28 protein-coding genes and 1 tRNA gene are annotated in these 25,592 nt (G+C 51.0%); 18 read left to right on the top strand and 11 right to left on the bottom strand.

Features of this window, described 5'->3' with window-relative positions:
• On the top strand, positions 1-1,837 hold a 1,837-nt coding region (gene polC / locus MVG27_RS01675), incomplete at its 5' end, for a DNA polymerase II large subunit (protein ID WP_297555996.1).
• Between the two features lie 28 nt (positions 1,838-1,865).
• A complete protein-coding gene (locus MVG27_RS01670; protein WP_297550355.1) occupies positions 1,866-2,552 on the top strand; it encodes a hypothetical protein in 687 nt (228 codons plus the stop codon).
• A gap of 280 nt (positions 2,553-2,832) precedes the next feature.
• On the opposite strand, the gene MVG27_RS01665 is transcribed toward MVG27_RS01670, so the two are convergent.
• From MVG27_RS01665 to coaD, 3 genes are all read right to left on the bottom strand, one after another.
• Positions 2,833-2,908 (bottom strand) — tRNA-Gln (locus tag MVG27_RS01665).
• Positions 2,909-2,979: 71 nt separating this feature from the next.
• Positions 2,980-3,660, bottom strand: coding sequence for a triose-phosphate isomerase (tpiA, locus tag MVG27_RS01660; protein ID WP_297555994.1), 681 nt, complete (start codon positions 3,658-3,660; stop codon positions 2,980-2,982).
• A 32-nt stretch (positions 3,661-3,692) separates the two neighbouring features.
• Positions 3,693-4,190 (bottom strand): phosphopantetheine adenylyltransferase, encoded by a 498-nt coding sequence (coaD, locus tag MVG27_RS01655; protein WP_297547953.1) that lies wholly within the window; start codon positions 4,188-4,190, stop codon positions 3,693-3,695.
• Positions 4,191-4,259: 69 nt separating this feature from the next.
• Here coaD and MVG27_RS01650 point away from each other — a divergent pair, with 69 nt between their 5' ends.
• The 4 genes from MVG27_RS01650 (at position 4,260) to MVG27_RS01635 (ending at position 8,565) form a co-directional block, all read left to right on the top strand.
• On the top strand, positions 4,260-5,465 hold the full coding sequence (locus MVG27_RS01650; protein ID WP_297547951.1) for an LPXTG cell wall anchor domain-containing protein: 1,206 nt from the start codon (positions 4,260-4,262) through the stop codon (positions 5,463-5,465).
• Positions 5,455-6,780 carry a CoA-binding protein gene (locus MVG27_RS01645; protein ID WP_297547949.1) on the top strand — a complete coding sequence of 442 codons (1,326 nt, stop codon included), beginning with the start codon at positions 5,455-5,457 and terminating at the stop codon, positions 6,778-6,780. The genes MVG27_RS01650 and MVG27_RS01645 overlap by 11 nt, the downstream gene beginning before the upstream one ends.
• Before the next feature lie 64 nt (positions 6,781-6,844).
• A complete protein-coding gene (locus tag MVG27_RS01640) occupies positions 6,845-7,822 on the top strand; it encodes a bifunctional N(6)-L-threonylcarbamoyladenine synthase/serine/threonine protein kinase (protein WP_297547947.1) in 978 nt (325 codons plus the stop codon).
• Complete coding sequence (locus MVG27_RS01635; RefSeq protein ID WP_297547945.1) at positions 7,813-8,565, top strand: DUF835 domain-containing protein; 753 nt, start codon at positions 7,813-7,815, stop codon at positions 8,563-8,565. The genes MVG27_RS01640 and MVG27_RS01635 overlap by 10 nt, the downstream gene beginning before the upstream one ends.
• Here the strand turns inward: MVG27_RS01635 and MVG27_RS01630 are convergent.
• The 5 genes from MVG27_RS01630 to MVG27_RS01610 are packed head-to-tail and all read right to left on the bottom strand — an operon-like array spanning position 8,562 to position 13,057.
• Positions 8,562-9,398: an NAD(+) kinase gene (locus tag MVG27_RS01630; protein WP_297470868.1), complete on the bottom strand. Its 837-nt coding sequence runs from the start codon at positions 9,396-9,398 to the stop codon at positions 8,562-8,564. The two genes, MVG27_RS01635 and MVG27_RS01630, sit on opposite strands and share 4 nt — an antisense overlap.
• A gap of 13 nt (positions 9,399-9,411) precedes the next feature.
• A complete protein-coding gene (locus MVG27_RS01625) occupies positions 9,412-10,434 on the bottom strand; it encodes a lysylphosphatidylglycerol synthase transmembrane domain-containing protein (protein WP_297547943.1) in 1,023 nt (340 codons plus the stop codon).
• Positions 10,435-10,436: 2 nt separating this feature from the next.
• On the bottom strand, positions 10,437-11,606 hold the full coding sequence (locus MVG27_RS01620; RefSeq protein WP_297547941.1) for an RsmB/NOP family class I SAM-dependent RNA methyltransferase: 1,170 nt from the start codon (positions 11,604-11,606) through the stop codon (positions 10,437-10,439).
• Positions 11,575-12,093, bottom strand: a complete 519-nt coding sequence (locus MVG27_RS01615) for a DUF3201 domain-containing protein (RefSeq protein WP_297547959.1) — start codon at positions 12,091-12,093, stop codon at positions 11,575-11,577. Before MVG27_RS01615 ends, MVG27_RS01620 begins: the two co-directional genes overlap by 32 nt.
• 40 nt (positions 12,094-12,133) lie before the next feature.
• Positions 12,134-13,057, bottom strand: a complete 924-nt coding sequence (locus MVG27_RS01610) for an LEA type 2 family protein (RefSeq protein ID WP_297547939.1) — start codon at positions 13,055-13,057, stop codon at positions 12,134-12,136.
• A gap of 55 nt (positions 13,058-13,112) precedes the next feature.
• On the opposite strand from MVG27_RS01610, the gene MVG27_RS01605 reads away from it, so the two are divergent.
• The 7 genes from MVG27_RS01605 to MVG27_RS01575 all read left to right on the top strand — a co-directional run bounded on the left by MVG27_RS01605 (position 13,113) and on the right by MVG27_RS01575 (position 19,797).
• A complete protein-coding gene (locus tag MVG27_RS01605; protein ID WP_297547936.1) occupies positions 13,113-13,625 on the top strand; it encodes a CDP-2,3-bis-(O-geranylgeranyl)-sn-glycerol synthase in 513 nt (170 codons plus the stop codon).
• Positions 13,626-13,733: 108 nt separating this feature from the next.
• Positions 13,734-17,015: a hypothetical protein gene (locus tag MVG27_RS01600; RefSeq protein WP_297547934.1), complete on the top strand. Its 3,282-nt coding sequence runs from the start codon at positions 13,734-13,736 to the stop codon at positions 17,013-17,015.
• A gap of 3 nt (positions 17,016-17,018) precedes the next feature.
• Positions 17,019-17,522 (top strand): hypothetical protein, encoded by a 504-nt coding sequence (locus tag MVG27_RS01595; protein ID WP_297547932.1) that lies wholly within the window; start codon positions 17,019-17,021, stop codon positions 17,520-17,522.
• A gap of 102 nt (positions 17,523-17,624) precedes the next feature.
• A complete protein-coding gene (locus tag MVG27_RS01590) occupies positions 17,625-17,987 on the top strand; it encodes a hypothetical protein (protein ID WP_297547930.1) in 363 nt (120 codons plus the stop codon).
• 366 nt (positions 17,988-18,353) lie between these two features.
• Positions 18,354-18,764, top strand: a complete 411-nt coding sequence (locus tag MVG27_RS01585; RefSeq protein ID WP_297555991.1) for a hypothetical protein — start codon at positions 18,354-18,356, stop codon at positions 18,762-18,764.
• Positions 18,765-18,830: 66 nt separating this feature from the next.
• Positions 18,831-19,097: a ubiquitin-like small modifier protein 1 gene (locus MVG27_RS01580; protein WP_297464727.1), complete on the top strand. Its 267-nt coding sequence runs from the start codon at positions 18,831-18,833 to the stop codon at positions 19,095-19,097.
• Position 19,098: 1 nt separating this feature from the next.
• On the top strand, positions 19,099-19,797 hold the full coding sequence (locus tag MVG27_RS01575) for a ThiF family adenylyltransferase (RefSeq protein ID WP_297547926.1): 699 nt from the start codon (positions 19,099-19,101) through the stop codon (positions 19,795-19,797).
• On the opposite strand, the gene MVG27_RS01570 is transcribed toward MVG27_RS01575, so the two are convergent.
• Positions 19,790-20,599, bottom strand: a complete 810-nt coding sequence (locus MVG27_RS01570) for a hypothetical protein (protein ID WP_297547924.1) — start codon at positions 20,597-20,599, stop codon at positions 19,790-19,792. The genes MVG27_RS01575 and MVG27_RS01570 overlap by 8 nt on opposite strands.
• Positions 20,600-20,669: 70 nt before the next feature.
• On the opposite strand from MVG27_RS01570, the gene MVG27_RS01565 reads away from it, so the two are divergent.
• Both MVG27_RS01565 and MVG27_RS01560 read left to right on the top strand, forming a co-directional pair.
• The gene (locus tag MVG27_RS01565) at positions 20,670-21,095 is read left to right on the top strand and encodes a molybdenum cofactor biosynthesis protein MoaE (protein WP_297547957.1); all 426 of its coding nucleotides are present in this window, start codon (positions 20,670-20,672) and stop codon (positions 21,093-21,095) included.
• 97 nt (positions 21,096-21,192) lie between these two features.
• Entirely contained in the window at positions 21,193-22,116 is a 924-nt protein-coding gene (locus tag MVG27_RS01560; RefSeq protein ID WP_297555989.1) for an SPASM domain-containing protein, read from the top strand.
• Here the strand turns inward: MVG27_RS01560 and MVG27_RS01555 are convergent.
• Positions 22,113-23,033 (bottom strand): Lrp/AsnC family transcriptional regulator, encoded by a 921-nt coding sequence (locus MVG27_RS01555; RefSeq protein WP_297548172.1) that lies wholly within the window; start codon positions 23,031-23,033, stop codon positions 22,113-22,115. The two genes, MVG27_RS01560 and MVG27_RS01555, sit on opposite strands and share 4 nt — an antisense overlap.
• A gap of 65 nt (positions 23,034-23,098) precedes the next feature.
• On the opposite strand from MVG27_RS01555, the gene MVG27_RS01550 reads away from it, so the two are divergent.
• Genes MVG27_RS01550 through MVG27_RS01540 form a run of 3 tightly spaced genes read left to right on the top strand, consistent with a single transcriptional unit; the run spans position 23,099 to position 24,690 of the window.
• A complete protein-coding gene (locus MVG27_RS01550) occupies positions 23,099-23,587 on the top strand; it encodes an adenosine-specific kinase (protein WP_297062205.1) in 489 nt (162 codons plus the stop codon).
• Positions 23,588-23,626: 39 nt separating this feature from the next.
• Complete coding sequence (locus MVG27_RS01545; RefSeq protein ID WP_297548142.1) at positions 23,627-24,178, top strand: XTP/dITP diphosphatase; 552 nt, start codon at positions 23,627-23,629, stop codon at positions 24,176-24,178.
• 59 nt (positions 24,179-24,237) lie between these two features.
• On the top strand, positions 24,238-24,690 hold the full coding sequence (locus MVG27_RS01540; protein ID WP_297548174.1) for an Lrp/AsnC family transcriptional regulator: 453 nt from the start codon (positions 24,238-24,240) through the stop codon (positions 24,688-24,690).
• Positions 24,691-24,748: 58 nt separating this feature from the next.
• On the opposite strand, the gene MVG27_RS01535 is transcribed toward MVG27_RS01540, so the two are convergent.
• On the bottom strand, positions 24,749-25,576 hold the full coding sequence (locus MVG27_RS01535; RefSeq protein ID WP_297555986.1) for a radical SAM protein: 828 nt from the start codon (positions 25,574-25,576) through the stop codon (positions 24,749-24,751).
• Positions 25,577-25,592 lie beyond the last annotated feature (16 nt).

The raw sequence follows: 25,592 nt of genomic DNA, 5'->3' as shown, positions 1-25,592 counted from the left end.
CCCGGTTCAGGTGCTCTTCCCGATTGGCCTTGCCGGAGGCCCAAGCAGGGACATAAAGAAGGCCGCGGAAGAGGGCAAAACGGCCAAAGTGGAGATAGCCTTCTTTAAGTGTCCTAACTGTGGCCATATCGGCCCGGAGCACCTCTGCCCCGTCTGTGGGGCGAGAAAGGAACTCCTCTGGCACTGTCCAAAGTGCAACGCCGACTATCCTGAGGGGGAAGCCAAGGAATTCAACTTCCGCTGTCCGCGTTGTGACGTTGAGCTGAGGCCTTATGCGGAGAGGAAGATAAAGCCCTCCGAACTGCTCAGACGTGCCATGGACAACGTGAAGGTTTACGGAATAGACAGGCTCAAGGGCGTCAAGGGAATGACTTCGGGCTATAAAATGGCGGAACCCCTTGAAAAGGGTCTTTTGAGGGTTAAGAACGACGTTTACGTCTTTAAAGATGGTACTATTCGTTTTGACGCCACGGATGCGCCCATAACCCACTTCAAGCCCAAAGAGATTGGCGTGAGCGTTGAGAAGTTGAGGGAGCTCGGCTATACCCACGACTTCGAGGGTAAGCCACTCGAGAGAGACGACCAGATAGTTGAACTTAAGGTTCAGGACGTTATACTCTCCTATGAAGCGGGAAAATACCTCCTGAAGGTCGCGCGCTTCATCGACGATCTCCTAGAGAAGTTCTACGGTTTACCGAGGTTCTACAACGCCGAGAAGATGGAGGATTTGATAGGGCACCTTGTCATAGGCCTCGCCCCCCACACATCGGCCGGAATCATTGGAAGAATTATAGGCTTCTCCGACGTTCTCGTCGGTTACGCTCATCCGTATTACCACGCCGCGAAGAGGAGGAACTGCGACGGCGACGAAGACGCTGTAATGCTCCTTCTTGATGCCCTGCTGAACTTCAGCAAGTATTACCTCCCGGAGAAGCGCGGTGGAAAGATGGACGCGCCACTGGTAGTTACGACCCGTCTAGACCCGAGGGAAGTGGACAGCGAGGTCCACAACATGGACGTGGTTAGGTACTACCCGCTGGAATTCTACAGGGCTACCTATGAGATGAAATCTCCTAAGGAAATCAAGTTCATCGAGCGCGTCGAGGATAGACTCGGCAAACCTGAGATGTACGAGGGCATAAAGTTCACCCACGACACCGACGATATTGGCCTTGGCCCGAAGATGAGCCTCTACAAACAGCTCGGCGACATGGTGGAGAAGGTTGAAAGACAGCTGGCTTTGGCCGAGAGGATTCGCGCGGTTGATGAACACCACGTCGCTGAGACAATACTTAACTCCCACCTGATTCCGGACTTGAGGGGCAACCTCAGGAGCTTCACCAGACAGGAGTTCCGCTGTGTGAAGTGCAACACCAAATACAGGAGGCCACCGCTGACAGGAAAGTGCCCCAAGTGTGGCGGGAAGATAGTCCTGACGGTAAGCAAAGGCGCGGTCGAGAAGTATTTGCCAACGGCGAAGATGCTGGTTACCAGATATAAGGTCAAAGACTACACGAGGCAGAGGATTTGCCTGACCGAGAAGGACATAAAGACGCTCTTCGAGAACGTTCTACCGGAAAAGCAGAGGACTTTACTCGGTTTTTCAGCGGATGTATGTGAAAAGATGATTAAGGAAAGAACCGGCCATTCAAACGGAAAGAACGGCTACCTGGAAAGCTTCAACGGAAATGGAAAGCGGGACAAAGGGAAACCCGTTGAGAAGAAGTCCAAAGTGGTCGAAAAATCGAAGGAACTTAAGGAGGAGGTCAAGAAGGAGAAACGCGCTAAGGCCAAGAAAAGGAAGAGCATAAGCCTCGACGAGTTCTTCGGGAGTTAGCTATTTATACTTTGACCGTCAATTTTCTTTGATGAACCAGTTCAAGCTCGTTCCCAGCGTTGCCTACCTGCGCGTCCAGAGGCAGGCCTTCATCGGCTACTCCATGCCCTTAGCTGGATGGTTAGGGGAGTATCTAATTGGCTATCAAAAGCTTCCCAGGCCAGGTTTTATAGCCCGGGCAATGAGGAAGCTCGGTTTTTCCTTTGCCGGGGAGGAGAGCGGTGACCAGTACGTTACGCAGTTCTTCACGAAGGGAGGCGTTTCACTAAGCGCGAGCTGGGACGTTGAGCGGGAGAGCCTGTTTCTCCAGCTGTTCCCCCTCCGTTCGAGGCTCTCGAGAGGATTAACAATCAGAGCTGAGAACATAGAGTTCTACAACCAGTACGTTGTTGCGATAGAACCGGCGGAGAGCCTTCCTCCCGGCGTTAGAGGAATCGGGATTAAGGCGCTTATCCTTGAAGACTTCTATCCAGTTGAGACACCTTACTGGGGGCTTCTCCACGAGGACTGGGAGAACGACTTAAACGTCCTCGTCATGAGGGACGATGTTTACGATTCCCTGAGGCGGGATGAATACCGCTGTCCGGTCTGTTTTGCTCCCCTTAGTGAGGAGAACGGCGTTTTGAAGTGCACCCGCTGTGGGTTTATCTACACCCCTGAGAGTGACTTTGACAGGGTTATGGACAGCTTTAGCGTCGAGGAGTTTGCGTTTTAGCAAACTTTGCTGAGCAAAGTTTGACCAAAGAATAAACTTCCATCAAAATTGCTTGGAATGAGTTTGCATGTCCTCTCAAAAATTGCAAGTTCGAGGCGGATTTAACTCAAAAATCTCGATGTTAAGGCCCGTTTTCCCTTCTTTTGACGTCCTTCGGGCGTTATTCTCGCAGTGAAACACCGCAAAACCTACGGGTGAAGGGGCAAATCCCCTTAAAACTGGGAATTTCCAAAAGCGACATGCGAATTTTGCTGAAACTTTTGCTTGGAAAAAGTTTCTATGGTAGCCCCGCCGGGATTCGAACCCGGGTCGCGGGATCCAAAGTCCCGCATGCTTGGCCGCTACACCACGGGGCTACCCGATAAAAATGCAAAAGATTGAACTTTATAAATCTTAAGCTCTCCTGGATGGACGAAGTTAAGCGGATTTAGATAATCAACGAGACCAAATCCCTTATGGCCTTCTCCGGGTCCTTGGCTTTGGTAACTCCGCTCGCGAGGAGAACGCCGACGCTTCCCAGCTCGAGGGCCTTCTTGACGTCTTCGCCCGTGCTTATGCCCGCCCCTGTAAGGACCTTGACCTCGGGGTTCACCTTCCTGACCAGTTCGACGGTGCTGGTTATGACCTCGGGCTTGGCCTTGCTGACAGGAATGCCAGTTCCTATGAGTTCTGGTGGCTCAACGGCCACGTAGTCCGGATTGAGGGCCGCAACTGCCGCCGAAACTGCCGGGTTGTTGGAGCAGACCATCGTCATCAGCCCAACTTCTTCTGCCCTCCTAATGCTCGCCTCGAGGTCCGCTAAGACCATTCTCCTCTCGGAGTGGTTGAGGAGCGTTCCGACTGCACCTGCCTCCTTAACTGCCTCGGGAAGAACGTGGCCCGTATGACTTCCCGGCTTTATCGGGTCTATGTGCTGGGCAAAGACCGGGATTTCAACGCTCTCCGCTATCATCCTGAGGTCCGCGAGCTGTGGTGCAACGACTATTGTTATTCCCGTCTCCTTCCAGACCTTCTCCGCGGCCTTGGCTATCTCCAGGGCCCTCTTCCCGGTTGCCTCTATGTAGGTCTTGAAGTTTATCGCTATAATCGGCTCCTTCAGCTTCGCCATAGGTATCACCGTTGGTGTTACGCTTTTCTCCCTTAAACGTCTTTCGGGGAGTTCCGTTTCCACTGGAGGGGTCTCCCAAACGGGTCAATTAGCCCGGCCCTTATGAGGGAGGAGCTTATTTTGGGCCCAACCTGGCTTTTTATTATCGGGATGACCACTATCTCGAGGGGTTTGAGGCCCCTCTCGGCTCTGGCTTTGTTGACCACGAGCGCCCCCTTGTAGGTTTCCTCGCTGACAACTATGGCCTCAAGGCTCTTCATCTCCCCGGCGAAGCCTATGGCGTTGTGGATTTTGATTATCCTGTAGTTGGAGTATCCGTTAACGTCGAGGAACTTGAGCAGATCTCTGAGCCTAACCTCGTAGGGGAGGATTTTCTCGGCGTAGGGCTTGTTTCTAATCATCTCGTCCGAGGTTAGGCCTATGTAGACATATTTGCCGACCTCAAAGGCCTTCCTCAGTAAGGCTTTGTGGCCGAGGTGGAGCCTGTCGAAGGTCCCGCCCACTACGACTTTCATGAACTTCTTTTCCATGCTGGGAACTTAGAAGGACAGACCAATAAGCTTTTTTATCGCCCCTTCTGAGTCCACTTGGGTGGTGGCATGAGGAAGCTTTCCGCTCTGCTCGCCGTCATGATTATCCTTTCTGCCGTTCCCGCGTGGGTTTCGGCTGAAGATACGAAGTCCATCAACCTATTTGATATCAACGTGTTCCTCAGGGTTTCCCAGATGAACGTTAACGGCTCACTGGTCTGGGCCGGCTCCTTCACGATTGAGGCAACCCTCGTCAACAGGACGTTCATCGACTACTACAATTCTCTAGCAAAGGAGAACGAAACAAACGCCACCAAGGAGTTTGCGAACCTCGTTTATGGCGTTGTTTATGGGAGCTTCAAGGACTTCATAAACGACAAGCTTCAGGGCTCCAACCTGAGTGCTGTCATATACGTTCCCCCCGGGGGGCCGGTTCAGGTCACCGGAAAGTGGCGTGCTGTCGTTCGCTTCACTCTGGCGCCGTTTCTTGTGAACGAAAATGGGAAATACCTGTCCTGTCCCTACTACGGCTCGATGACAATGAAATTTCTGGGGGTTGTCTATCCTTTCCAGTGGAAACGGTTCACGGTGGTTCTGCCGAGAAACTACGACATCTACACTCTCGTTCCCGCCCCCAAGGAGCTCGTTGATAACGTTGCCGTCTGGGAGGACGGGGACTACTTCCCCATGATAAAGCTATACAACCCGGTTTACAGGCTCGTTCAGTTCCTTAACTCTACAAAGAGATATCTCAACGTCTCTTTCGACCCGACGGAGGGGCTAGTTTACTTCAACGCGACATTCATCGGTGCCAACGCGACTCCCTCGGTCGAGAGCACCCTCCTTGAGTCGTTCAGGCAGACCATGCATCCATTGAGCATCTCGGCCTCGAAGATACCCAACGGCCTCAAGGTGATTGGGGTTGTCAAGCCCCAGGTTTCTGTAAAGAAGAGCTGGCGTTACACAAAATGGCTCGTTGTTCTCAAACTGCCCGGGAGGTTCGATAACATAACGGTAATCGGCGGAAGGTACCAGCTCGGTCCTGACAATACTCTCATCATGGAGTTCGAGGAGGAGAAAAACACCTACCTCTACGCCCTCGCTGGCCTTGGAGTGGTGCTCATCGCGGTTCTTGTATTCTTCCTCAGAAGGAGGTCCCGGGCTTCCGGTTCCGGAGAAAGTGATACCGGACTTAAAGAAACTGGAGGGGAAACCGAACCCTCCTCGGAGAGAGCAGACGAAATCCCTCAGGAGGGTGGCGAGAATGAACCTTGACTTCTTTTTCTATCCCCAAAGCGTAGCCGTTTTCGGGTCCTTCAAGAGGGGCGCGATAGCCTACGAAATCCTCAGGAACATCGTTGAGGGTGGCTTCGAGGGTAAGATAATCCCAGTAAATCCTAAGGGCGGAACCGTTGAAGTTACCGGGAGAACCTTCCAGATACGGGAGAAACTCGACGAGCCGGTGGACACGGCAATAATCGCTGTTCCCGCAAAAATCGTTCCGTCTTTGATAGATGAGATAGGCCCTCTCATCAAGGGTGCCGTCGTCATCTCGGCGGGCTTTTCAGAGGTCGGGAACGATGAACTGGAGAGAAAACTCGTCGAGAGGGCTAAAAAGCACGGCGTTAGAATCATAGGCCCCAACTGCGCCGGCATCTTCGGGGTCCACGGGAAGTTCTTCGGTTCCTTCGAGGTTCGCGTAAGACCCGGGGGTCTGGCTCTAATCAGCCAGAGCGGTGCCTTCGGTGGCGCGGCTTTAGCTATGGGGAATGAAGAGGGGATAGGATTTTCCGCTTTCGTTTCCTATGGAAATGCCGCTGACCTGAACGAGAGCGACTTTTTAGAATACTTCGCCGACGATGAAAATACAAAGGCCATAGCCCTCTACATCGAGGGAGTGAGAGACGGCAGGCGCTTCCTGAAGGCGCTCCGCTACGCGAGCGAGAAAAAGCCCGTGGTAATCCTCAAGGCCGGAAAGAGCGCGAGCGGTGCGAAAGCGGCCGCTTCCCACACGGGTTCTCTCGCGGGAAGCTATGAAATCTACCGCGCGGCCTTTAAACAGGCCGGGGCCATAGAGGTCGAGGAAATGGAGGAGCTCTTCGACGCAGCTAAAGCCTTCGAGATGTACTCCAAAGCAGGAAAGCGCGTGGCCGTAATCACGAACTCAGGTGGGCCGGGTGTTCTGGCAACGGATAAGCTCGAAAAACTGGGCCTTGAGATTGCAAAGCTGAGCGATGAAACAACTCAAAAACTCCGTTCCTTCCTTCCATCTCAATGCTCGGTGAAAAATCCAATAGACCTCATAGCCGACGCCGACTACGAGCGCTATAAGAGAACCATCGAGACGGTCTGCAGGGATGAGAACGTCGATTCTCTCTTAATCATCTGCGTTCCCCCGATATTCATCCCGAGCGAGGAGATAGCAAGAGCAATCATCGAGGCCGACTGCGACAAGCCGATTGTAGTCAACTTCATGGCCGGTGAGCTCGTTAAGGACGGCGTTAGACTTCTGGAAAAGGCTGGAATAAAGAACTTCCCCACCCCGGAGCGGGCGGCGAGGGCTTTGAAATGGCTCTCGGAAAGATTGTAGTGATTTTTCTCTCTTCCCTGCAATTCGGGTAACCTTTTTAATACCTCCACCAACAGTGGTGACGATGATAGCTTTAGGTATAGAGGGAACCGCACACACCCTTGGCATTGGAATCGTCACCGAGAAGGAAGTTCTGGCCAACGTATTTGATACTCTAACAACCGAGAAGGGCGGAATCCACCCCAAGGAAGCCGCCGAACACCATGCGAGGCTCCTCAAACCCCTTCTCAGGAAGGCCCTCCATGATGCAGGAATAACGATTGAGGACGTTGACATTATAGCGTTCTCCCAGGGGCCCGGCCTCGGGCCGGCCCTTCGCGTCGTTGCCACGGCCGCGCGGGCGCTGGCGATACGCTATGGAAAGCCGATAGTGGGGGTGAACCACTGCATAGCCCACGTGGAAATCACCAAAATGTTCGGCGTTAAGGACCCGGTCGGTCTGTACGTCAGCGGTGGCAACACGCAGGTTCTCGCCTTAGAGGGCGGTCGCTACCGTGTTTTCGGAGAGACCCTTGACATAGGCATAGGCAACGCCATAGACACCTTTGCTAGGGAGCTTGGCATAGGCTTTCCCGGAGGCCCGAAGATAGAGAGGCTCGCTCTGAAGGGGGAGAGATACATAGAGCTTCCCTACGCCGTAAAGGGCATGGATTTGAGTTTCTCCGGCGTTCTCACCGAGGCGGTCAGGAAATACCGTACTGGAAAGTACCGCGTTGAGGACCTGGCCTATTCCTTCCAGGAGACGGCCTTTTCAGCGCTGGTTGAGGTCACCGAGAGGGCTATAGCGCACACGGGCAAAGACGAGGTTGTGCTAGTTGGGGGCGTTGCCGCGAACAACAGGCTCCGGGAGATGCTCAGGATTATGGCCGAGGACAGGGGCGTTGAGTTCTTCGTCCCGCCCTACGACCTCTGCAGGGACAACGGCGCGATGATAGCTTACACAGGTCTGAGGATGTTCAAAGCGGGAATCAGGTTTTCCCTTGAGGAAACCGTCGTCAAGCAGAGGTTCAGAACCGACGAGGTCGAGGTGACATGGGACTGATTGTTCCGGTTTACGTGTTTGTGATTGACGTTATACTGCTTCTTGCAATAGGTTACGCCTTTGTTTTCATGCTCAGGAGAATGAACAAGTATGACCCGGATTTGAACACGATGGTGAAGTATTCGGTCATCTTTCTCGGACTGGCCGAACTCGGGAGGATTTTTGACCTCGTTGATGACTTCTGCTGTACCAACATTGCCACCAAGGCTGAAGTCGTTCTGTACTTTGTGTCAATCGTTGGCGTTGTTTATACGGTCGTTTACTACATCAAGCTCGTTGAGAACAAGTACATCCCATCTCCCCCAAAGGGTGTAAAAAAATCCCCCCTTGGTGCTCACGTTGTCTTCTCCAAGAACAGGTTTTTGGACGTTATAGAGCTCCTCAAGAATGCTGACTTTCCTGTTCTGGCCGTTACCCGGTCCCCATCGATGTATCAGGGTTTTGAAAACGTTTCAACGGTGTGGGTAACGCAGGTTGAGGGTGGGATAAAGCCAACCGCCCTCCACGTCCTCCACGACGTAATTCTCAGGTTCGTTAGAGACAGGCCCGGCTCGGTCGTTTTGATAGACTGCGTGGAGTATCTCCTCCTATACAACGACTTCAGAACGGTTTTCAAGTTCCTCGCGAACCTAAAGGACCACGTTGTACTTCAGAGTGGGTCCGGCCTCGTAATATTCATCGACGACTCGGTTCTAAGCGAGCAGGAGAAGGCCCTCCTCCTCAAGGAGTTCGAGCCACTCTAAAATCTTTTCTTGAGTTTCATCGTGTATTTTGGGTATATCTCCCTCGTGAAGCGGACAAACTTGGCCTTTCTCGGTGATTTCTCTATCCTTATTTCCGTTTCGGGGGGAAGATAGGTGTAGAACTGCCCGTCTATCGCCAGAACAATCTCCCTGGTCAGGGCCATGTTCCTCACGTCTATCCTGCTTTCAGCCGGAACCACCATCGGCCTGGAGCTCAGAGCTATCGGTGCCAGGGGGGCTATCACAGTAACGCTAAGCCTTGGGTCAACGAAGGGCCCGCCTGCGCTCATGGCGTAGCCGGTGGAACCGGTGGGAGTTGAAATTATCAGCCCGTCCGCGCGGATTTCATCTGCGAGTCCGCCGTCTATGTAATAGCGGAGGTGGATTATCTTGCCCGGTATTCCGGTCAGGATTGCAACCTCGTTGAGTGCATCGGGGACTTTCTCTTCTCCGTTCAGGTAGGCCCTCAGCTTTATGCGCTCGTCTATGTAGTATTCTCCTTCGATGAGCTTGCTTATCGCAAAAAACGTCTCGTGGGGTTCTACCTCGGTGAGAAAGCCAAGTGTCCCCATGTTAACTCCCAGGATAGGAATGTCCTTCTTCGTCTTGTGCTCCACCCTGAGAATGGTCCCGTCGCCACCTATGACGATGATGAAATCAACGTCGAACTCCTCCAGCGGGAGAACATCGCCTTCCTCGAACTCCTTCAGATACCTGTAGGTGTCCTCGTCAACAACAACATCGTACCCGCTAACCTTCAGGAAGTCGTACACCCTGTAGGCCAGCTTTAACGCCTCTGCCCTGTCCCTTCGCGCGACGACGCCGAACTTCATGGTAACCCATTGTTTACCTTTTTCCAATTAAACTTTTTCTTCTGAGCTTTGCACCGAAGTGGGTAGTTACAACCGCCCCAATTGCAGTCGGAGCCCAGTAGGAGATTAGCCTATCAAGGAGAGTCGCCGTTACGGCTATTTCTTTGTTTATTCCGAGGATAACGTAGATGCCTGAGTTGACCGTCTCTATTATCCCAGCACCGCCGGGAATTACGCTTATCATACCAATTACTATGCCCACCATCTGAACGACCATGACGTCTACCAGAGAAATCGGAAAGTTTATCGCCCTAAAAACGAAGTATGTCCTCAGCACGGTGAAAATCCAGGACGCCGTTGAATACACCAGCGCGAGCGCAAACGTGCCCTTGTGTTTGATGAGGAATCTAAAATCGTTCTGGAACCTTGGGACGTCTTCTTCAACAATTCTCTTGAACCTTTCCCGGTATTTGTCCGCCCTTCTGGGGGTAATCCTTTCAAACAGCCTGAAAAACCACCAGAGAGCGCCCTTGGTTTTTCTCTCGCTGAGCAGTATTCCTAGGGTGAAGAGTATAAGCCCAGCGAAGGCCATGTCAAGGAGAACGAGGATTAGGGTTAGCGAAAGCGAGCCGAGTTTGTAAACGTAGGCCGTTGAGATACCGAGCATAACTATAACCGGAACCAAATCAAGTATTCTGTCCATCATCACCGTTGCGAAGACCTGACCGTAGGGCTTCTCGGTCTCTTTCGCCAGAAAGTACATCCTTACTGGCTCTCCCCCGCCCCTCGCCCCAGGGGTTATGTTGTTCACGAAGATTCCCGCGAGTAGGGCCAGGAGTATCTTTGTGAAGCTGGCATCGACGTGGAGGGCCTTGAGCAGAACCCTCCAGCGCAGGCCCCACGTCACTAGACTCATGGAGTACATAATGACTGCGAGGATTAGATACTCTCCCCTTGCCTTCTTCAGTATCTCGGCTACCTCCCCTATCCCCGCCCACCAGAGCAGGAGCGCGATTATCGCTATTCCAAGGGCGAGGAGGGAATATTTTTTCTTCATGGTCACACCTTCCTGAGCTTGGCTATGAAGAAACCCTGTGTTAGATGCCTGTTAGGATAAAACCTCTGGACTTTTTCAAGCCCTATTCCGTTTGAACCTATGAAGAGACCCTGTTCCTCAAGTTTCAGGCCCTTCTCCAGCATGAACTTCACGTTGGCCTCGTTTTCTTCCAGCGAGATTGTGCACGTCGAGTAAACCAGAACCCCATCTTTCCTCAGGGACTTTATGGCCGCCCATATGAAGGCCCTCTGATACCTGGCCGTTGCCACTATATCCTTTGGGGTTCTGCTCTCCCATAGTTTTGGCCTTATCCCAAGCGCGGTGCAGGGGGCATCGAGGAGTATCTTGTCGGCCTTTATCCCGAGCTCCGGCAGTTTTCGGGAGTCCATTCTTATCATCTTCACGTTCTTTACGCCAAGCCTTTTTAGCTCTTCCTCCATCTTCCTCAGCCTGTTGCGCGATTTGTCAATCGCTATAATCTCGCCCCTGTTCTGCATGAGTTGGGCTATGTGAGAGGTTTTTCCGCCCGGAGCGGCCGCCATGTCGATTATTAAATCTTCCTCGCTCGGCTCAAGGACCCTCGCGGTTACCATGGAGGGAAGGCTCTGGGCGTAGAAAAGGCCCTCCTTAAAGCTCTCAAGTTCGCTCAGACTGGGAAGTTTGAACTTGGGCAACGTTACCTCAACGGCCAGGCCCCTCGTCGAGACGACCATCTCCTTCTCGCTCATTCTAGCAATGCCTATTCCAACGAGAAGCCCCCAGGGGTCCCTAATCTCCACCTCGTCGCCCGGCTTTATCCCCTTATCCGCCTGGAGGACGCCCGGGGCATAGAGGTTGGCACCCTGATAGACGCTCTCGCTCGCGAACTTGTTGGCTCTCACCACGGGTAAACCCGGCTCGTAATCATCTGGGAAGTTCGGCCCCTCCCTTTCGAAGTATATCCCCTCCTTGAGGTACGGGCTCCTCCGGGGCTTCAAACCTTCCCTCCTGAGGATTCGCATCAGCTTCTCCCTGCTGGTCTTCAGGGTGTTAACACGGATGTAGTATTTCTCCACAGGAGTCCTCAGGGAGGTCATTATCTCCTCCGCTTCCCCCCCGAAGAGTCTCCTGTAGTAGTCCCTCAGCTCCGCCGGAAAGGCCTCAAAGGTCGAAGATTTCCCACTCCCGTCCAAGGTCAATCAGCCTCGCAAGGCCTTTTTTAAGCGCTTCAACGCTTCCGAAGTTGGCCTCAAACTGGAGGACCTTCTCATCGCTTTCTTCAATCCTTTCAATGACTTCCCTCGGCGAAACCCTTCCGTCCCTTCTCCAGTTGTAGAAATCGCTCAGGAAGTTCTCGGAACCGTAGATGAAGCTCCTCGGAAAGAGCTCCAGAAAGAGGCCCAGAAAGCCCTCGCTCAGCCGTTCCTTTGGAATTGCAACGACGAAATAGTAGTTCTCCGGCGTTGCGCCGACCTCAATCTGGGGCTTTACCTCGAAGGCAGGATGTGGATAGTTCATGACCTCCCAGCTTCCGTCTATGAAGACGTAGGCCCCGAAGACCTCCTCGACGTCTTCAACCTTAAACCCCCTCTCGGGAAGCTCGCGCTTTAGCTCCTCGTTGAGCGTGAATATATCCCCCCACATCCTGTTCAGAAACTCGTGGATTTCTTTAACCTTCATCTCGCCCACCGTAGGAGAAAAGGAAAGGGACTTAAAAAGTTCATCTTCTCGTGATGTTCTCCAGTGCTTTGTTGATGTCCTCCATGATGTGGGTCTGCACCTCCACGCTCTCCGTTTTCAGTGGTATCTCTATGCTCCTTCCGGCGAGGTTCGCTGACAGCATTATCTCGACGTCAACTTTGCTCCTCTCTCCGTTCCTGACGTGGATTGCCCAGACCTTGGGCAGTTGGTTCTCGTCTATCACCACGATGGCGTCGAGCTTCGCATAACCGTTCGCCGGGATAATCTTGCCCTCTTTGAGGTAGCCGGTTCCTATTTTGATTCCGTTCGCGTAGAGGTTGAAGGTCAGGTTTGTTACCGGAATCGGGAACGAGTTCGGGTTGTATAGGAGCATCTCAACGTCCAGACGGCCTTTGTTCTTTTCTTCGCCGAGCCACCTAACCTTCGTTCCAAGGAGTGCTGGTGTTTCAGCCAGTCCGCCGAGGACCGGTTTGCTCTCGGCCGTGAAGTTTAGCTTGTCGAGGATGTCCATTGTGAAGTTTTCCTTCACCTTGAAGTTGAATGGTATAACGCTCAGGGCCTTTCCGGCTATGTCTATCTCAAAGTATCCCTTCTGTCCCCCGTTTAGATAATTGGCGAAGGCCCTAATCAGGTTTGGGTTGCTGAGGGCAATAACGAGGGTTACGTTTGTTTTAGTCGGGTTGTAGTCGAACTTCTCCAGCTCCGCTACCTTGACGCCGGTGAAGTACATCGTCAGGTTGTCAACCTTTGCCGGAACCAGAAGGGGCCTCTGAAACTTCCCTGTGATTACTATTTCCGTCTTTTCCTCGGTGACCTGACCCCAGCGGGCCTTGAAGACGGGCGGTGAAGTCGTAACTGAGTAGGCAACGTATACTCCCCAGAGGATTATAATCAGGATTATTATCCCGATGAGTTTCTTTATCATGGCAACCACCCTTTTCATAAAATAGCGCCCCAACCCTTATAAAAGGTTCCCGACTTCTCACTTTGGTGGTATAATGGGGCTGGAGTCGTTGTTCTGGGCCTTCTGGTACATCCTTCCCGCTTACTTTGCAAACGCTTCACCGGTTCTAGTTGGTGGTGGAAGGCCGATAGACGGCGGGAGAAAGTGGAGGGACGGAAGGAGGCTCCTCGGCGATGGAAAGACATGGAGGGGCTTTATAGGGGGCGTTACCATAGGGACCCTCGTTGGGGTAATCCAGTACTTCATAACGCCGGGCTTTTATGGGAGCCTCTCGACGGCGGTGAAGCTCGCTTTCCTGCTCTCCTTTGGAGCCCTCTTCGGTGACTTAGTTGGTAGTTTCTTCAAGAGGCGCGCTAACCTGCCGAGGGGTGCTCCGGCCATAGGCCTCGACCAGCTCGGCTTCTTGATAAGTGCACTTGCCTTCGCCTATCCGGTAAAAACCCTTTCCAGCGGTCAGATTATATTCCTACTCGTTGTCTCGCCCTTTATCCACTGGGGAGCTAACTACTTCGCCTACAAGATGGGCTGGAAGAGCGTCCCCTGGTGATTTACTTTTCGTCAGTTTTCCAATGTTGTTTTGTGATTTTGTACGAGTAATCAAAATTGCAAAAGAAAACTTTTTTAGTGCATTCTTTTTCCAATGCTCGGTGGTCATATGAGACGATGGTTTGGAGTGTTAATAATAGGAATGATGGTGGGTGCTCTGGTCTATGGGGCACTAATGTTGACACCGCTGGTTCTGGCAACCGAGGTTAGTGACAACAAAGTGTACGATGATTTCTGGAGAATCCTCAACAATGAGGCCTACCTTGTCGTTTCCTTCAACGAGAGCCTCTCCAGCGGAAATCCCAACGCAACCCTTGCCAGAAGGCTGATAGACAACTCCAGAGAGGGCGAGCTCAACTCCGCCAACATTTCCGCCCAAATCTGGCTTGCTCTGGAGGAGCTGAAGAAATCCGGTGTAAAACTCTACTACTCTGCCGATGAGCTGAGAAGGATGGCAGAGAACATCAGCAAAAATGGCCTTCCTGAGGAGACCGTAAACGAGTTGAAGGCCCAGGGTTGGACCGACGAGGAGATTAAGGCCCTTGAGGAGTACATAGCCAAAAACGCCGACAACATAACCGGCGGTTTCGACATGGGGAGTTTTCTCACGAACTTCTCCCGGGCATTTGTGCTCGTAGGTTTTAAATACGCTGACTACGAAACGTGGGCACTTGAAAAGTGGAAGTGGTCAAACCCCGGGAAGTCGGAATCCGACGCAATGAATACCTACAAGAACGCCAAAAAACAAGTCGTTCCTGACCTTGCAAACCAGTGGTCGAAGTTCTACCATGCCTACCTCTCCGGTGATGTGAACGGAATGTCCTTCTATCTTGATTCCCTTGTGAAGGGTATGGATTCCCTGCTCCTTGGTTCTCCCCTGACGACCGTGAGCGGTGGAGGCATTATTGTCCGTGATGTTGCCGAAAACGGAATCGTGAACAACCAACTTGCCCTCTACACAAAGGACTACTACTGGCCTAATGCTCTCGAAGCTTACAAGCAAGTCCGCAGGGTTTATGTCCTAGTTAATGCAATTAAACTTGGAAACAACAATCCAGAGGTCAAGGCGATGCTCAACAGGGAAGTTGCGGAGCTTAAGGATGCACTCGTTACCTATGTTAAGCAGAGTGCCTTCCCACAACCTTCTCCTTCACCGTCTCCTATACTTCCATGCCTTCCTGGTAAGTGTGACGTTGCCCTCTCCACTTCCGGGGAGACGCTTCCCTCACTCCAGTCCAGTACTTCCCAGCCGACTGATATGGCCCTAAATGTTAACAGCAACTACGGGTACATCGACGGCGTTCAAGTAACCCTTGAGAAGAGTCTCCGTCCGGACGGCCACGTGGAGTACAAGGTAAGAGTCGAGTTCTCGGTTGAGAGGAACCAGATTTCGGATGTGAGCATTGCTCTCACAACTCCGGATGGAACAGATTCTATCCACTACTCAACCCTAGCTACCGGCCAGCACCAGTGGGAGTCAAAAACTTTCATCAGTTCGGACACCATAACGGCCCCTGGGGACAGTGTTGTGATTAATGGAAACATTAAGATAACCTACGTTTCTACGGATTCTCCAACCCCTAACTCAGCTCCTGTTTCGCCCTCCTCAGCTTCAACTTCTCCAGTTCCAGCCTCCGGACCCAGAGAACAGGAGCTTTCAAAATCCTTCTACTTCAGGGTCACCTACGATGACTTCCTCCAAGCAAGCAACGTTCATGTCTATTTAACTCCTCAACCTTCCTCCGTTTCGGCTGGTGGTCATGTTACGTTTAAGCTCTCGGTTGAGAATAGTAATAATGTTGCCATTAGGGGTTACTGGAAGGCACACCTTGACCTCCCCGACGAGAACGGCGTGGTTTCAACGATGCACTACTCGGGCAATCTCACAGTTGGAGCTTCATCATCTTCAACGACCACTATAGCGACTGTTTCGTATCCTAAAGCTGGTGACTACAGGTATTCAGTGACTTTTTACTTTGGAAATAACTCTAAAACCGTTAGTGGAACAGTTCACGTAAGCGCAAGTTCTGGAAGTTCAAACGATTATAGGCTCTGGATAATCAACGCGACTCCCGAGAAGGATTATCCAAAGGAAGGGGATACGGTGGGCTTTAATGTCAAAATAGGCAACAGGTATCCAAGCACTCAGAGGGCTTTGGTTAAGCTTTATATCGATGGTAAGCTTAGGGATTCGAAGCCGGTTAACGTTAGCACTTCCGGTGCTTCCGTGACTCTTTACTGGGTTGCTCAGGCGGGAGAACACAATTACACTGTTAAGCTCTACAGGCTTGTGAATGGGCAGGAGCTATGGGAGGACTCGTGGAGTGGCAGTTTGAAAGTTGCTAGGGACCCTGATGGGTTGTATGCCTGGCTTGATGTTGCTCCCAATCCTGTTAATGTTGATGGGGCGGTGAGCGTGAAAATAAGGGTTGAGAACCATAATTCTAATGAGTGCTTTTATCAGGGAACTATCAAGGTAGTTGATGACCGTGGTCTAATCCTGTGGCCTAAAAAGGATTATTCTGTAGCAGGACCAATTACATATCCTTGCGAAATTTTTGAGCCTGACTATACTATTAATGGTAGAGTACTCACTATCGGGCACGACAGAACTATGGTTCAGAACTTTACCCTAGAGCACGTTTCAAAGAATATGACTCTACATCTTATAATTGGTGGTGTAGAGATGGCTAGTGCAAAGGTTAATGTTGTTCAGTCCGGGCCTGTTATCGTCACAATGGACTGTCCGGATACTGTGGCCATTGATGATGAAGCCCATTGTACTGTTCACTTGACCTTAGTAAAGCAAAAGAATATAACTCTACATCTGAAGGAGATTGACTTTGGGGGTAAGAAAGTGTGGCCGGTAAATCTAAGTAGTGTCTGGGTAGAGCAGGAGGAAATAAAGTTGATCCCCCACTATACTCACAGCTTGTCATTCTCAATAAAAATCGATGATGCTCTGGCAAACTACTACTTTGGAGAGAGACCGTGGGACCCAATCGACAGATGGGTTTTCAAGGAGAGCTTTAAGGACAGGTTTGCTGGGTACTACTATCTCGTAACCGTTAAGTTTGATAATGGAATATCGATTAGTGACACGTTTGAAATTGTTACGCCCTCAGATCTTAAAGAGCTAGCTAAAACTGCAAAGAGGGGCAAGGCTGTAGTCTCTGAGTTAATAAGAGGTAAAAAAGTCCCTAATGATATAAGAGATGTACTTGCTCTCCTCAAAACTCCAACAAAAATTACAACTAAAACAGGTGCAAAAACTCTTGGGAAAGCAATATGGGGTCCAATAAATCTCATTCTGGGCATTGCAGATTTTCATGATTGGTTCTTTGGGCCGAGACCGTCCGACAGTGATAGCAATAACATTATAGGGGGATGAGTTATGGAGATACCTAACAAACTACTTACCTTGGTTTCCTTCTTTGTTTCTCTTTATTTTTTCACCCGCGGGCTTAAATATGGCTCAAGGAATCTTCAAACACTTCTGTATATTTTTCCCGCATATTTCTGGGTGGCCTATTACTGGATATTCAAGAGAGAACTCATAAATAAGGCCCTTGCAAAAGAATTTGGGGAAGAGGAAATTGTGAGTTTGCATGTGTGGTTCGTCCTGTTGCTGTTCTCGGTGGGATACGCTATGCTCGCCGTTTCAACGTGGAAGGATTTGATTTTTGCCGTAGCCATGATTATTTTCTCGTTTTTCATTTATAGGCCTGTTTCGTGGACATACACTTTCCTCTCGAAAAGTAAGTTGCTGGGATATTTGATTGGATTCGGGCTGGGCGTTCTCGTGTTGGGGTTGCTTGGGCCGTCTTTGGGTCTTAACTATCTATTGCTTATGATGGGAATTTGGTCTGAAATGCGAGATTACCTGAAGGTAAGTTAGGTTTGAAAACACGGGACTTTTTGACGTGCTTTGGTTGGGAAAAGTTTATATTACTATGTTCAGTTGCATCGGTGGAAATGATATACACCGGGGAGAGGACGGATGAAAGATTTCACGTGGGATAACTTTATGTTCACCATCCTCCTTTTACTTCCGCTAGCGCTGTTGTTGTTTGAGGCTCTTTTAAACGCCTACTGCTGGAGCTATTGCGGGATTCTTAAGCCCTCCATATTCATCCAGGTCTCCCTGGCTCTGCTCTGGGGTGTGGAGGTTTGGTGGGTTCTTAGTACAAAGAAACTACCCACTCCTGTGCTGGTAAGTGGCTTTGTTGTATTTTATCTAGCATATGTCGTTGATAATCCTCCCAAGCTTAGCACTTATCTGAGTAATATTCTGTGGGCGGTGCTCTACGCTTACGTGCTCAAAAGAGAATACACACGTCTCGTGTTACGTGAATCTCAGTAATGTTCTGGAAAGATTGGGCCCTCTTTATTCTCTGTAGATTTACCGGGGAGTTAATGGCAATTGGAGGTTCCTTTCGCGCTTTCATCATCTTCCAACGCTTTGCTGAATGTAGCAAGAAAGAACTTTAAAAGCCAGGTTTAAATCCCCTCAATACAATTTGTTAGGGCATTGGAAGGGTCTAGAGGAAGGTGATTCACATGGTCTGGGAGTACCTGCTTTATATCCTTCTTTTCATTTCACTGGTCAATCTGAAGATAAGCAAGTCAATCCACAGGACGCTGACCCATCTTAATCTTTGGTGAGATATTTGTTTCTCTTTTGGCGGGATTCTCCCGTAATGGTGCCAGTCCCCTTTTGAGTGCCTTTGTGGTGGCCGTTTTCACGTCCATAACTGTGGTGTTCTTTGACGCCGATTATACCGGTTTGCGGGAGCGAAGCATTAAATCTCAGAGCGTTATGTTGCCACTGTTGGTCACATTAATGGCCATTGCATTGTTTTATAGGGTCGGGATAATAGTGTCAGTCCTGATTGGATATTTTGGTGTTTATCTGGCGTTTCTTTTTTATTTTGAGTCAAAGAAAATACCCGATGCGAAGTGCCGAAGATATTATTATCTACTTAAACTTCCCTACCCGTTGCTTGCGCCCTTGGCTCTGGTGGAGCAGTTTGGTTTTTTAGTATCTCTGGTGCCTCTCATAACCTTGCACTACATCCTAACGTTCCTCTGGCTAAAAATCGAACTGCCTCGGAAAGTACTCTCTCAGAGAATAACGTGAGCTCAAACTACTAACTTACCGCCAAACCCTTTTTAACTTCCCCTCCAACTTTTCCCGGTGGTTGGCATGAAAGTCACCGTCCGCTACTTCGCGCGCTACCGCTCCCTGGTTGGCAAAAGCGAGGAGGAACTTGAGGTTCCAGACGGGATAACTGTTAGGGAACTCATCGAGATTCTCAAGGAGAGGCATCCGGTTCTGAAAAACGAGGTCTTCGCCGAGGAGGACGATTTGGCCGACGTAAACGTCTCCAGAAACGGCCGTTACGTTCGCTTTGACGAGGTTCTCCGCGATGGTGACATTGTTGCAATATTCCCACCGGTGAGCGGTGGTTGAGATGCTGAGCGATAGGGAACTGGAAAGGTACGACAGGCAGATAATGGTCTTTGGGGTTGAGGGTCAGGAGAAGCTTAAACAAGCCAGGGTGGCCGTCGTCGGCGTCGGCGGTCTCGGTAGTCCCGTTGCCTATTACCTCGCCGCCGCTGGGGTGGGCACGCTCCTTTTGATAGACGAGCAGGAACCTGAACTCAGCAACCTGAACAGGCAGATACTCCACTGGGAGGAGGACGTAGGCAGGAATCCAAAGCCCCTCTCCGCCAAATGGAAGCTGGAGCGTTTCAACTCCGACATAAAAATAGAGACCTTCGTGGGAAGACTAACACGCGACAACATCGGGGAGGTTCTCAATGGCGTTGACGTCATAGTTGACTGCCTCGACAACTTTGAAACGCGCTTTCTCCTGGATGAATACTCCCAGAAAAAGGGAATCCCGCTCGTTCACGGTGCCGTCGAGGGGACTTTTGGTCAGGTTACGACAATCCTCCCCGGAAAAACCAAGAGCCTCCGCGAGATTTTCCCGAGTGTCAGGGAAAAGAAGGGGAAGTTCCCCATAATCGGCGCGACGGCCGGGGTTGTAGGTTCAATTCAGGCGATGGAGGTAATAAAGCTCCTGACGGGCCTTGGGGAGCCCCTGCTCAACAAGCTCCTCCTGGTTGATTTGGCCTACAACACCTTTGATGTAGTGGAGCTCAGGTAGACGGCGCCTTGACTTCCTTCTTTTCGTTTACGGAGGTTATTTCGATTTTGCCCCTCCACAGGCCCTTTTCCCTGACGCTGATTTCTCCTCCAAGGCCGGCCGTTGTGGTCGTTGCAACAATCTCATAGGTTAGCTTCATTCCGGTAAAGCCCTTTTCGGTGAAGTACAGCTCCGCGGTGGCGTCTGTAACCGTTGTGTTCATGTCCGGCGTCGTGAAGTAGAGCTCCGCGAGGGGGATTATCAGTTCTCCGGGGACGGAATACGTGAGAACCAGCGTGCCGTTCTCGGTGTAGTTGCCCACGGGTTTGAGCCTGAGGAGTTCCCTCGCCAGTGAAACCGGGTTAATTTTCCAGAATGAAGTGTCGTTCTCGACGGTGACGTTCCCGAAGTTCTCCACGTAGACCTTTTGGCCTATGATTACCCAGGTCGTGTTGAGGGTCACGTTGTCTGGCAGGGTCGTTGTTCTCGTCTCTATCCGGGCCCTTTTGTCCTCGAGATCCACGTATCCCCTTTCGTATACAACGAGACTTACGTTAGTCCTCTGGGTGATGTTCCCGGTTTTCATCTCTATGTTTAGCTCGGCCGTCGCGTTTTCCTCGTAGGTGTACTGTTTTATCGCCTCAAGGGCTTTAAGGGGATTTATTGAGGATTCCTTCTTTGGACTGGTAGTTGAAACCTGTGTTGAGCTGGTTTTCACTGGAGTTGTATTCCCGCCCACGGTCGTTGCGTTATTTGAGCCCCCGCCTATGCATCCGGCTGAGAGCACGACCAAAACTAAGAGCAGGGTTAAGAGCTTTCTCATCTTCCCACCCTTTTCCGCTCGGGGGATGAAAACTTTAAACCTTCCGGGTGATGTTTAGGTGGTGGTTTCGGTGAAGGTCAGACTTACTAAGGAAGCCTTCAGCGTTGATGAGGCCATAAAATTTCTCCGTGTCCCCGAGAGTGGCGCCTATGTGGTTTTCCTCGGCCAGGTCAGGAACGAGAGCCACGGAAAAAGGGTTCAAAAGCTCATCTACGAGGCCTATCCCGAGATGGCTGAAAAGGAGATGGAGCGCATCAGGGAAGAGGCCCTTAAGCGGTTTTCAATCCTCGACATGCTCATATGGCACCGCTACGGCGAGTTACCCGTTGGTGAGGACACTATTCTCATAGTTGCCAGCGCGAAGCACAGAAAGGAGGCCTTCGAGGCATGCTCGTGGGCTTTGGATGAGGTAAAGAAGAGGGTTCCGGTCTGGAAAAAGGAAGTTACCACCGAGGGGACCTTCTGGATAGAGGGTGACAAGCAGGTTCCGGTCTGAATTTTTCGTTTTTTGCATACTAAATACAGTGGTTAGCAAAATCCGAATAGAAAAAGTATAAATATGGCTTTTACGACCATTTCTACGGTGGGCAATGATGGAGAAGGCAGTTCACGTTGTTCCAACTCCCCAGGCCTTTCCGGGAAGGACGGTTGTAAGCGTTTCAAAACCGCCGTGGTCGGTAAAAATACACAACGGTAAACTTGAGCGCCTTATATTTCAGATTGGAAGTGGCAGGGGAAAGTTCTCGGAGGTCGAAGGAATACCCCGTTCGATAGGTTGCATCGGCAACAACAGGTTCATTCTCCGAAGGGAGCCGATGAGCATTGAGAGAATGAAGGAGGTAATCCTCGAGTTCAGGAAGCTCGGGGGTAAAGAACTCTGGCTGACAAACTACGACAACGTTGAGACACTCCTTGCACTCGCTGTGTTTGCGAGCGAGCTTGATTTTCCTGAGGTTTATGCGGTTGTTCTTATCGATGACCTCGATAAGATTACTCCTGTTGAGGGGGTCAAGTTCATAGCGGAGCTCAGCTATCCGGAGCACACTTTGGATGAACTCTCGGCCTATCCCTGGCTCCACGGTGCACTTCTAACGGTCAGGCATGAAGAGATGAACGAAGCCCTCCTCGGCAACTTTAACGGGGAAGTTTACGTTGATGTTCTCTTCCCTGGCTCTGTCAGAAAGCTGGACTTCAACGTCATTGAACTCCGCAGGATTTACAACCCGAGCACAGAGCGTTACCATGACTGTCTCTCCGGAACGGTTGCCGTTACGGTTGAGGGCTACGTCCTGCCATGTCCCCTCCTGAGGAACTACGTCGTTGGCGACCTCACCAAAATGACCCTTAAGGAGGCCATCAGAAAGAAACGGTTGAGGGCCTTCTGGAAGATGACAAAAGACAAGATACCGGCCTGTTCCACGTGCCCCTTCAAGTACATCTGCCACGACTGCAGGGCGCTTGAGTATCAGGCAACGGGCGAAATAGACGGAATGGAATACTGTCCTATGCTACCTTAGAACTCAAGGATTGAGCGGTATCCACTTCCATCTTTCTTTACCATCCTCTGAAAGGCCGTCCTCTTGTTTTTGTCGTTTAACTCCTTGAAAGTCGGCTCAAAGTACTCGATGAGCAGTTTCTCAACGTAGGCGCTGAACTCGAGAACCTTTTCTCCCATATCCTCTTTAGAGGAGAAAAACCATTCGAGGAGATACCCCCTGCCCGGAAGATAACCGGCGGAGATTTCGTGTTCCCTGAACTTCTCAAGGACTTCCTCTCTTAGCTCGCTCGTTATACCGATAACCCCTCTGTCGTGGATGTTCATATCAACGAGGGGGAAGAAGCCGACAAGGATTTTCTTTTCCCGGAGTCTGTTTATCATGTACCGTATCGTTGGTCTGGTTTTTCCCAAGCTCTCCGCTATCTTTTTCATCGGCGTTCTCGCGTCCCACTTGAGAATGTCCATAAGAATCGCGTAGTCGTAACTCAGTTCCCAGGAACCCCACTTCTTCGGCTTCTCAGGGGGCGGATATGCCCAGACCTCGTAGTATTCGAAGTCGTCGGAATATTTGGAGAGCATTTCGTCTATATCCTTCACCTGCTCCTTGGGGACGTAGAATATTATGGACAGGCCATTTTTAAAGCCAAAGGCCGGATTAACGTAACCGATGAAGGGGTTTTTTGTCATCCTGCTTGCAACCTCAAGGAGTCTATCCGCCGGAACGCTCAGGAAACCAACGAAGCTCTTCAGGCCGAGAAGCCTTACGTTGTAGGTTGCGCTCACCACGAGATACTTGCCATAATACTTGTCGTAAATTCTTTTCAACCTGTAATAATCCAACCCCTCAGCTGACGCTATCTTTCTGAGGCTTTCGAGGGGATACTTGCTTAGAATTTCAACGAGGAACTCAATTTCATCCTCCTTCACACCGCCCATTATCGGCACCACCGGAGCGGAAAAAGTTATATCGCTGGAGTATTAAAATTCTTCCGGTGATGGCAATGGTGAAGATTGAGGTAGTTGACATCGAAAAACCCGAGGGGGTTGAAGTCATAATCGGACAGGGTAACTTCTCGATATTCACGGTTGATGACCTGGCGAGGGCCCTTCTCACGGCTGTTCCGGGAATAAAGTTCGGTATAGCGATGAACGAGGCGAAACCCCAGCTGACCCGCTTTACGGGCAACGACAAGGAGCTTGAAGAGCTCGCGGCAAAGAACGCGGTTAAGATTGGTGCCGGTCACGTCTTCGTAATCCTCATGAAGAACGCCTTCCCGATTAACGTCCTCAACACCGTTAAGAACCACCCGGCCGTGGCGATGGTCTACGGCGCCAGCGAGAACCCATTCCAGGTCATAGTGGCCGAGACCGACCTCGGCAGGAGCGTCCTTGGAATCGTTGATGGTAAAGCTGCCAACAAGATTGAGACCGAGGAGCAGAGGAAAGAGAGGAGGGAGCTCGTCGAGAAAATCGGCTACACCATTGACTAAACTTTTAACCTTTCTTTTCCCCTCTTCTCAGGTGGTTGTATGAGGCTGGCGTTTGTGACTTCTAACCCGGGCAAGGTCGAAGAGGCCAGGAAGTATCTCGAACCCCTCGGGATTGAGGTCTACCAGCTCCGCTTTGAGTATCCAGAGATACAGGCGGATACGCTTGAGGAAGTTGCGGAATACGGAGTGATGTGGCTGGCGGAGAGAATTAAGGAGCCTTTCTTTCTCGACGATTCAGGCCTGTTCGTTGAGCCCCTTAACGGTTTCCCCGGTGTCTACTCGGCTTACGTCTACAGGACACTGGGTTATCAGGGGATTCTCAAGCTCCTTGAGGGAGAAACAAACAGAAGAGCCCACTTCAAGAGCGTCATAGCCTACTGGGATGGCGAACTACACCTCTTCACCGGAAGGGTTGAAGGGGAAATAACGACCGAGCCGAGGGGGAAGTTTGGTTTCGGCTTCGACCCAGTGTTCAAGCCTCATGGATTCGATAAGACCTTTGCCGAAATGACAACCGAGGAGAAGAACAGAATCTCCCACCGCGGAAGGGCCCTTGAGGCTTTTGCCCAATGGTTAAGGGAAAACCTTTAAATAAGCAATCCAATCAACCATATGCAAATACAGTTGAATAGATGACGAAGGGGGTCGCGATGGCGGGTAACCTCGATGCAATTGACATGAAGCTCTTGAAAGAGCTGAAGGAAAACGCGAGGGAGAACATAGCGAGCCTCAGCAAGAAGCTCGGCATTCCGAGGACGACTGTCCACTACAGGATTAAGCGTCTTCTCGAGGAAGGGATAATCGAGAAGTTCACGGTTAAGCCGAACTACAAGAAGCTTAACCTCGGAACGACGGCCTTCATACTGGCCAGATACGACCCTGATGCGGGGCTGAGCCAGAGAGAAGTTGCGGAAAGGATAGCGTCTCTCGAGGGTGTCTACGAGGTTCACATAATAGCCGGTGAGTGGGATTTGCTGATAAAAGTCCGCGCCCCCAGTTCAGAGGAAGTCGGTAAAATAGTCGTTGACAAGCTCAGGGAAATAAAGGGCATAGGACAGACGGTTACCATGGTGTCCTTCGTTACGGTCAAGGAGGAACTCTGAGGGCGATGATTGGCGTTCTCCTTTCTGATTTTATGATGACGCGAGGATGGATGAGCCCCTACATCACACAGCACTCGTAAATTATCTCAACGTCCCTGATTTTCTTTGCCCATTCTATAACTCTTCTCGGCGGGTTCGTCAGCCTGTCAACGCCCGTCAGAACAGCTCCCCTGTCGAATTCCAACCGCCACCTTCCGAGCGGGCGCATGCAACCTATGCTCAGCTCCCCGTCAAAGCGCCCGCGCGCGTATTCGACAACCTTCAGGCTTTCCTCCACTGAAGGTTTTAGAACGTTCTCCATCTCGGTTCCTTTCGTTGGAATAAGAACGTCCAGAACGAGGACGTCTATGGGGTATTCAACGAGCATGTCTATGGCTTTGTACTCCCAGTGGATTCTCCCGAAGTCGAGGCCTATCGTTATGTGTGGCGCTACCCTGATACCGTTTTCAGTGAGCATGTCGAGGATTTTGAGGTAATCCTCCACCGTCTTGTCTATCTTGTAAACGCGCCTTATCACTTCGTTATCGCCAACGAAGTCGAGGGAAACCACGTCAACCCACCTGAGCCACTCCAAATCGTTCTCGTCAATAAAACCAACGTGAGCGTTGAGCTTCAGATTTGTTCTCTCCTTTATCTCCTTTATCTCATCGGCATAGAAGTCGAGGGGCACCTTTAGGCGAGCGTCCATTCCCCCGCTCAGCAGACAGCCCACTCCTCCAGAGCGCTCAAGGTCGAGGCAGAAGTCAACGAGCCCCCCCTTTCTGGGCTTCCTCATGCCTTCCAGGTAATGCCTCCCGCAGTGGGCGCAGTTCAGGGCGCAGACGTTGCCCGTAGCTGAGATTGAGGGGAATTTTATGCCTGGGATGTAGATTTTGAGCTTTTTCATCCCTTCACCCGCTGGA

It is taken from the genome of Thermococcus sp. (genome assembly GCF_027011145.1).
GTDB lineage: Archaea > Methanobacteriota_B > Thermococci > Thermococcales > Thermococcaceae > Thermococcus.
This window is presented reverse-complemented; position numbering and strand designations above follow the sequence as displayed.

What these genes read in the sequence shown, in the direction of transcription:
- tpiA (WP_297555994.1), bottom strand. Translation starts at nt 3,660, where the DNA reads ATGGCGAAGCTGAAGGAGCCGATTATAGCGATAAACTTCAAGACCTAC.
- coaD (WP_297547953.1), bottom strand. Translation starts at nt 4,190, where the DNA reads ATGGAAAAGAAGTTCATGAAAGTCGTAGTGGGCGGGACCTTCGACAGG.
- MVG27_RS01650 (WP_297547951.1), top strand. Translation starts at nt 4,260, where the DNA reads ATGAGGAAGCTTTCCGCTCTGCTCGCCGTCATGATTATCCTTTCTGCC.
- MVG27_RS01645 (WP_297547949.1), top strand. Translation starts at nt 5,455, where the DNA reads ATGAACCTTGACTTCTTTTTCTATCCCCAAAGCGTAGCCGTTTTCGGG.
- MVG27_RS01640 (WP_297547947.1), top strand. Translation starts at nt 6,845, where the DNA reads ATGATAGCTTTAGGTATAGAGGGAACCGCACACACCCTTGGCATTGGA.
- MVG27_RS01635 (WP_297547945.1), top strand. Translation starts at nt 7,813, where the DNA reads ATGGGACTGATTGTTCCGGTTTACGTGTTTGTGATTGACGTTATACTG.
- MVG27_RS01630 (WP_297470868.1), bottom strand. Translation starts at nt 9,398, where the DNA reads ATGAAGTTCGGCGTCGTCGCGCGAAGGGACAGGGCAGAGGCGTTAAAG.
- MVG27_RS01625 (WP_297547943.1), bottom strand. Translation starts at nt 10,434, where the DNA reads ATGAAGAAAAAATATTCCCTCCTCGCCCTTGGAATAGCGATAATCGCG.
- MVG27_RS01615 (WP_297547959.1), bottom strand. Translation starts at nt 12,093, where the DNA reads ATGAAGGTTAAAGAAATCCACGAGTTTCTGAACAGGATGTGGGGGGAT.
- MVG27_RS01610 (WP_297547939.1), bottom strand. Translation starts at nt 13,057, where the DNA reads ATGAAAAGGGTGGTTGCCATGATAAAGAAACTCATCGGGATAATAATC.
- MVG27_RS01605 (WP_297547936.1), top strand. Translation starts at nt 13,113, where the DNA reads ATGGGGCTGGAGTCGTTGTTCTGGGCCTTCTGGTACATCCTTCCCGCT.
- MVG27_RS01600 (WP_297547934.1), top strand. Translation starts at nt 13,734, where the DNA reads ATGAGACGATGGTTTGGAGTGTTAATAATAGGAATGATGGTGGGTGCT.
- MVG27_RS01595 (WP_297547932.1), top strand. Translation starts at nt 17,019, where the DNA reads ATGGAGATACCTAACAAACTACTTACCTTGGTTTCCTTCTTTGTTTCT.
- MVG27_RS01590 (WP_297547930.1), top strand. Translation starts at nt 17,625, where the DNA reads ATGAAAGATTTCACGTGGGATAACTTTATGTTCACCATCCTCCTTTTA.
- MVG27_RS01580 (WP_297464727.1), top strand. Translation starts at nt 18,831, where the DNA reads ATGAAAGTCACCGTCCGCTACTTCGCGCGCTACCGCTCCCTGGTTGGC.
- MVG27_RS01575 (WP_297547926.1), top strand. Translation starts at nt 19,099, where the DNA reads ATGCTGAGCGATAGGGAACTGGAAAGGTACGACAGGCAGATAATGGTC.
- MVG27_RS01570 (WP_297547924.1), bottom strand. Translation starts at nt 20,599, where the DNA reads ATGAGAAAGCTCTTAACCCTGCTCTTAGTTTTGGTCGTGCTCTCAGCC.
- MVG27_RS01560 (WP_297555989.1), top strand. Translation starts at nt 21,193, where the DNA reads ATGGAGAAGGCAGTTCACGTTGTTCCAACTCCCCAGGCCTTTCCGGGA.
- MVG27_RS01555 (WP_297548172.1), bottom strand. Translation starts at nt 23,033, where the DNA reads ATGGGCGGTGTGAAGGAGGATGAAATTGAGTTCCTCGTTGAAATTCTA.
- MVG27_RS01550 (WP_297062205.1), top strand. Translation starts at nt 23,099, where the DNA reads ATGGTGAAGATTGAGGTAGTTGACATCGAAAAACCCGAGGGGGTTGAA.
- MVG27_RS01545 (WP_297548142.1), top strand. Translation starts at nt 23,627, where the DNA reads ATGAGGCTGGCGTTTGTGACTTCTAACCCGGGCAAGGTCGAAGAGGCC.
- MVG27_RS01540 (WP_297548174.1), top strand. Translation starts at nt 24,238, where the DNA reads ATGGCGGGTAACCTCGATGCAATTGACATGAAGCTCTTGAAAGAGCTG.
- MVG27_RS01535 (WP_297555986.1), bottom strand. Translation starts at nt 25,576, where the DNA reads ATGAAAAAGCTCAAAATCTACATCCCAGGCATAAAATTCCCCTCAATC.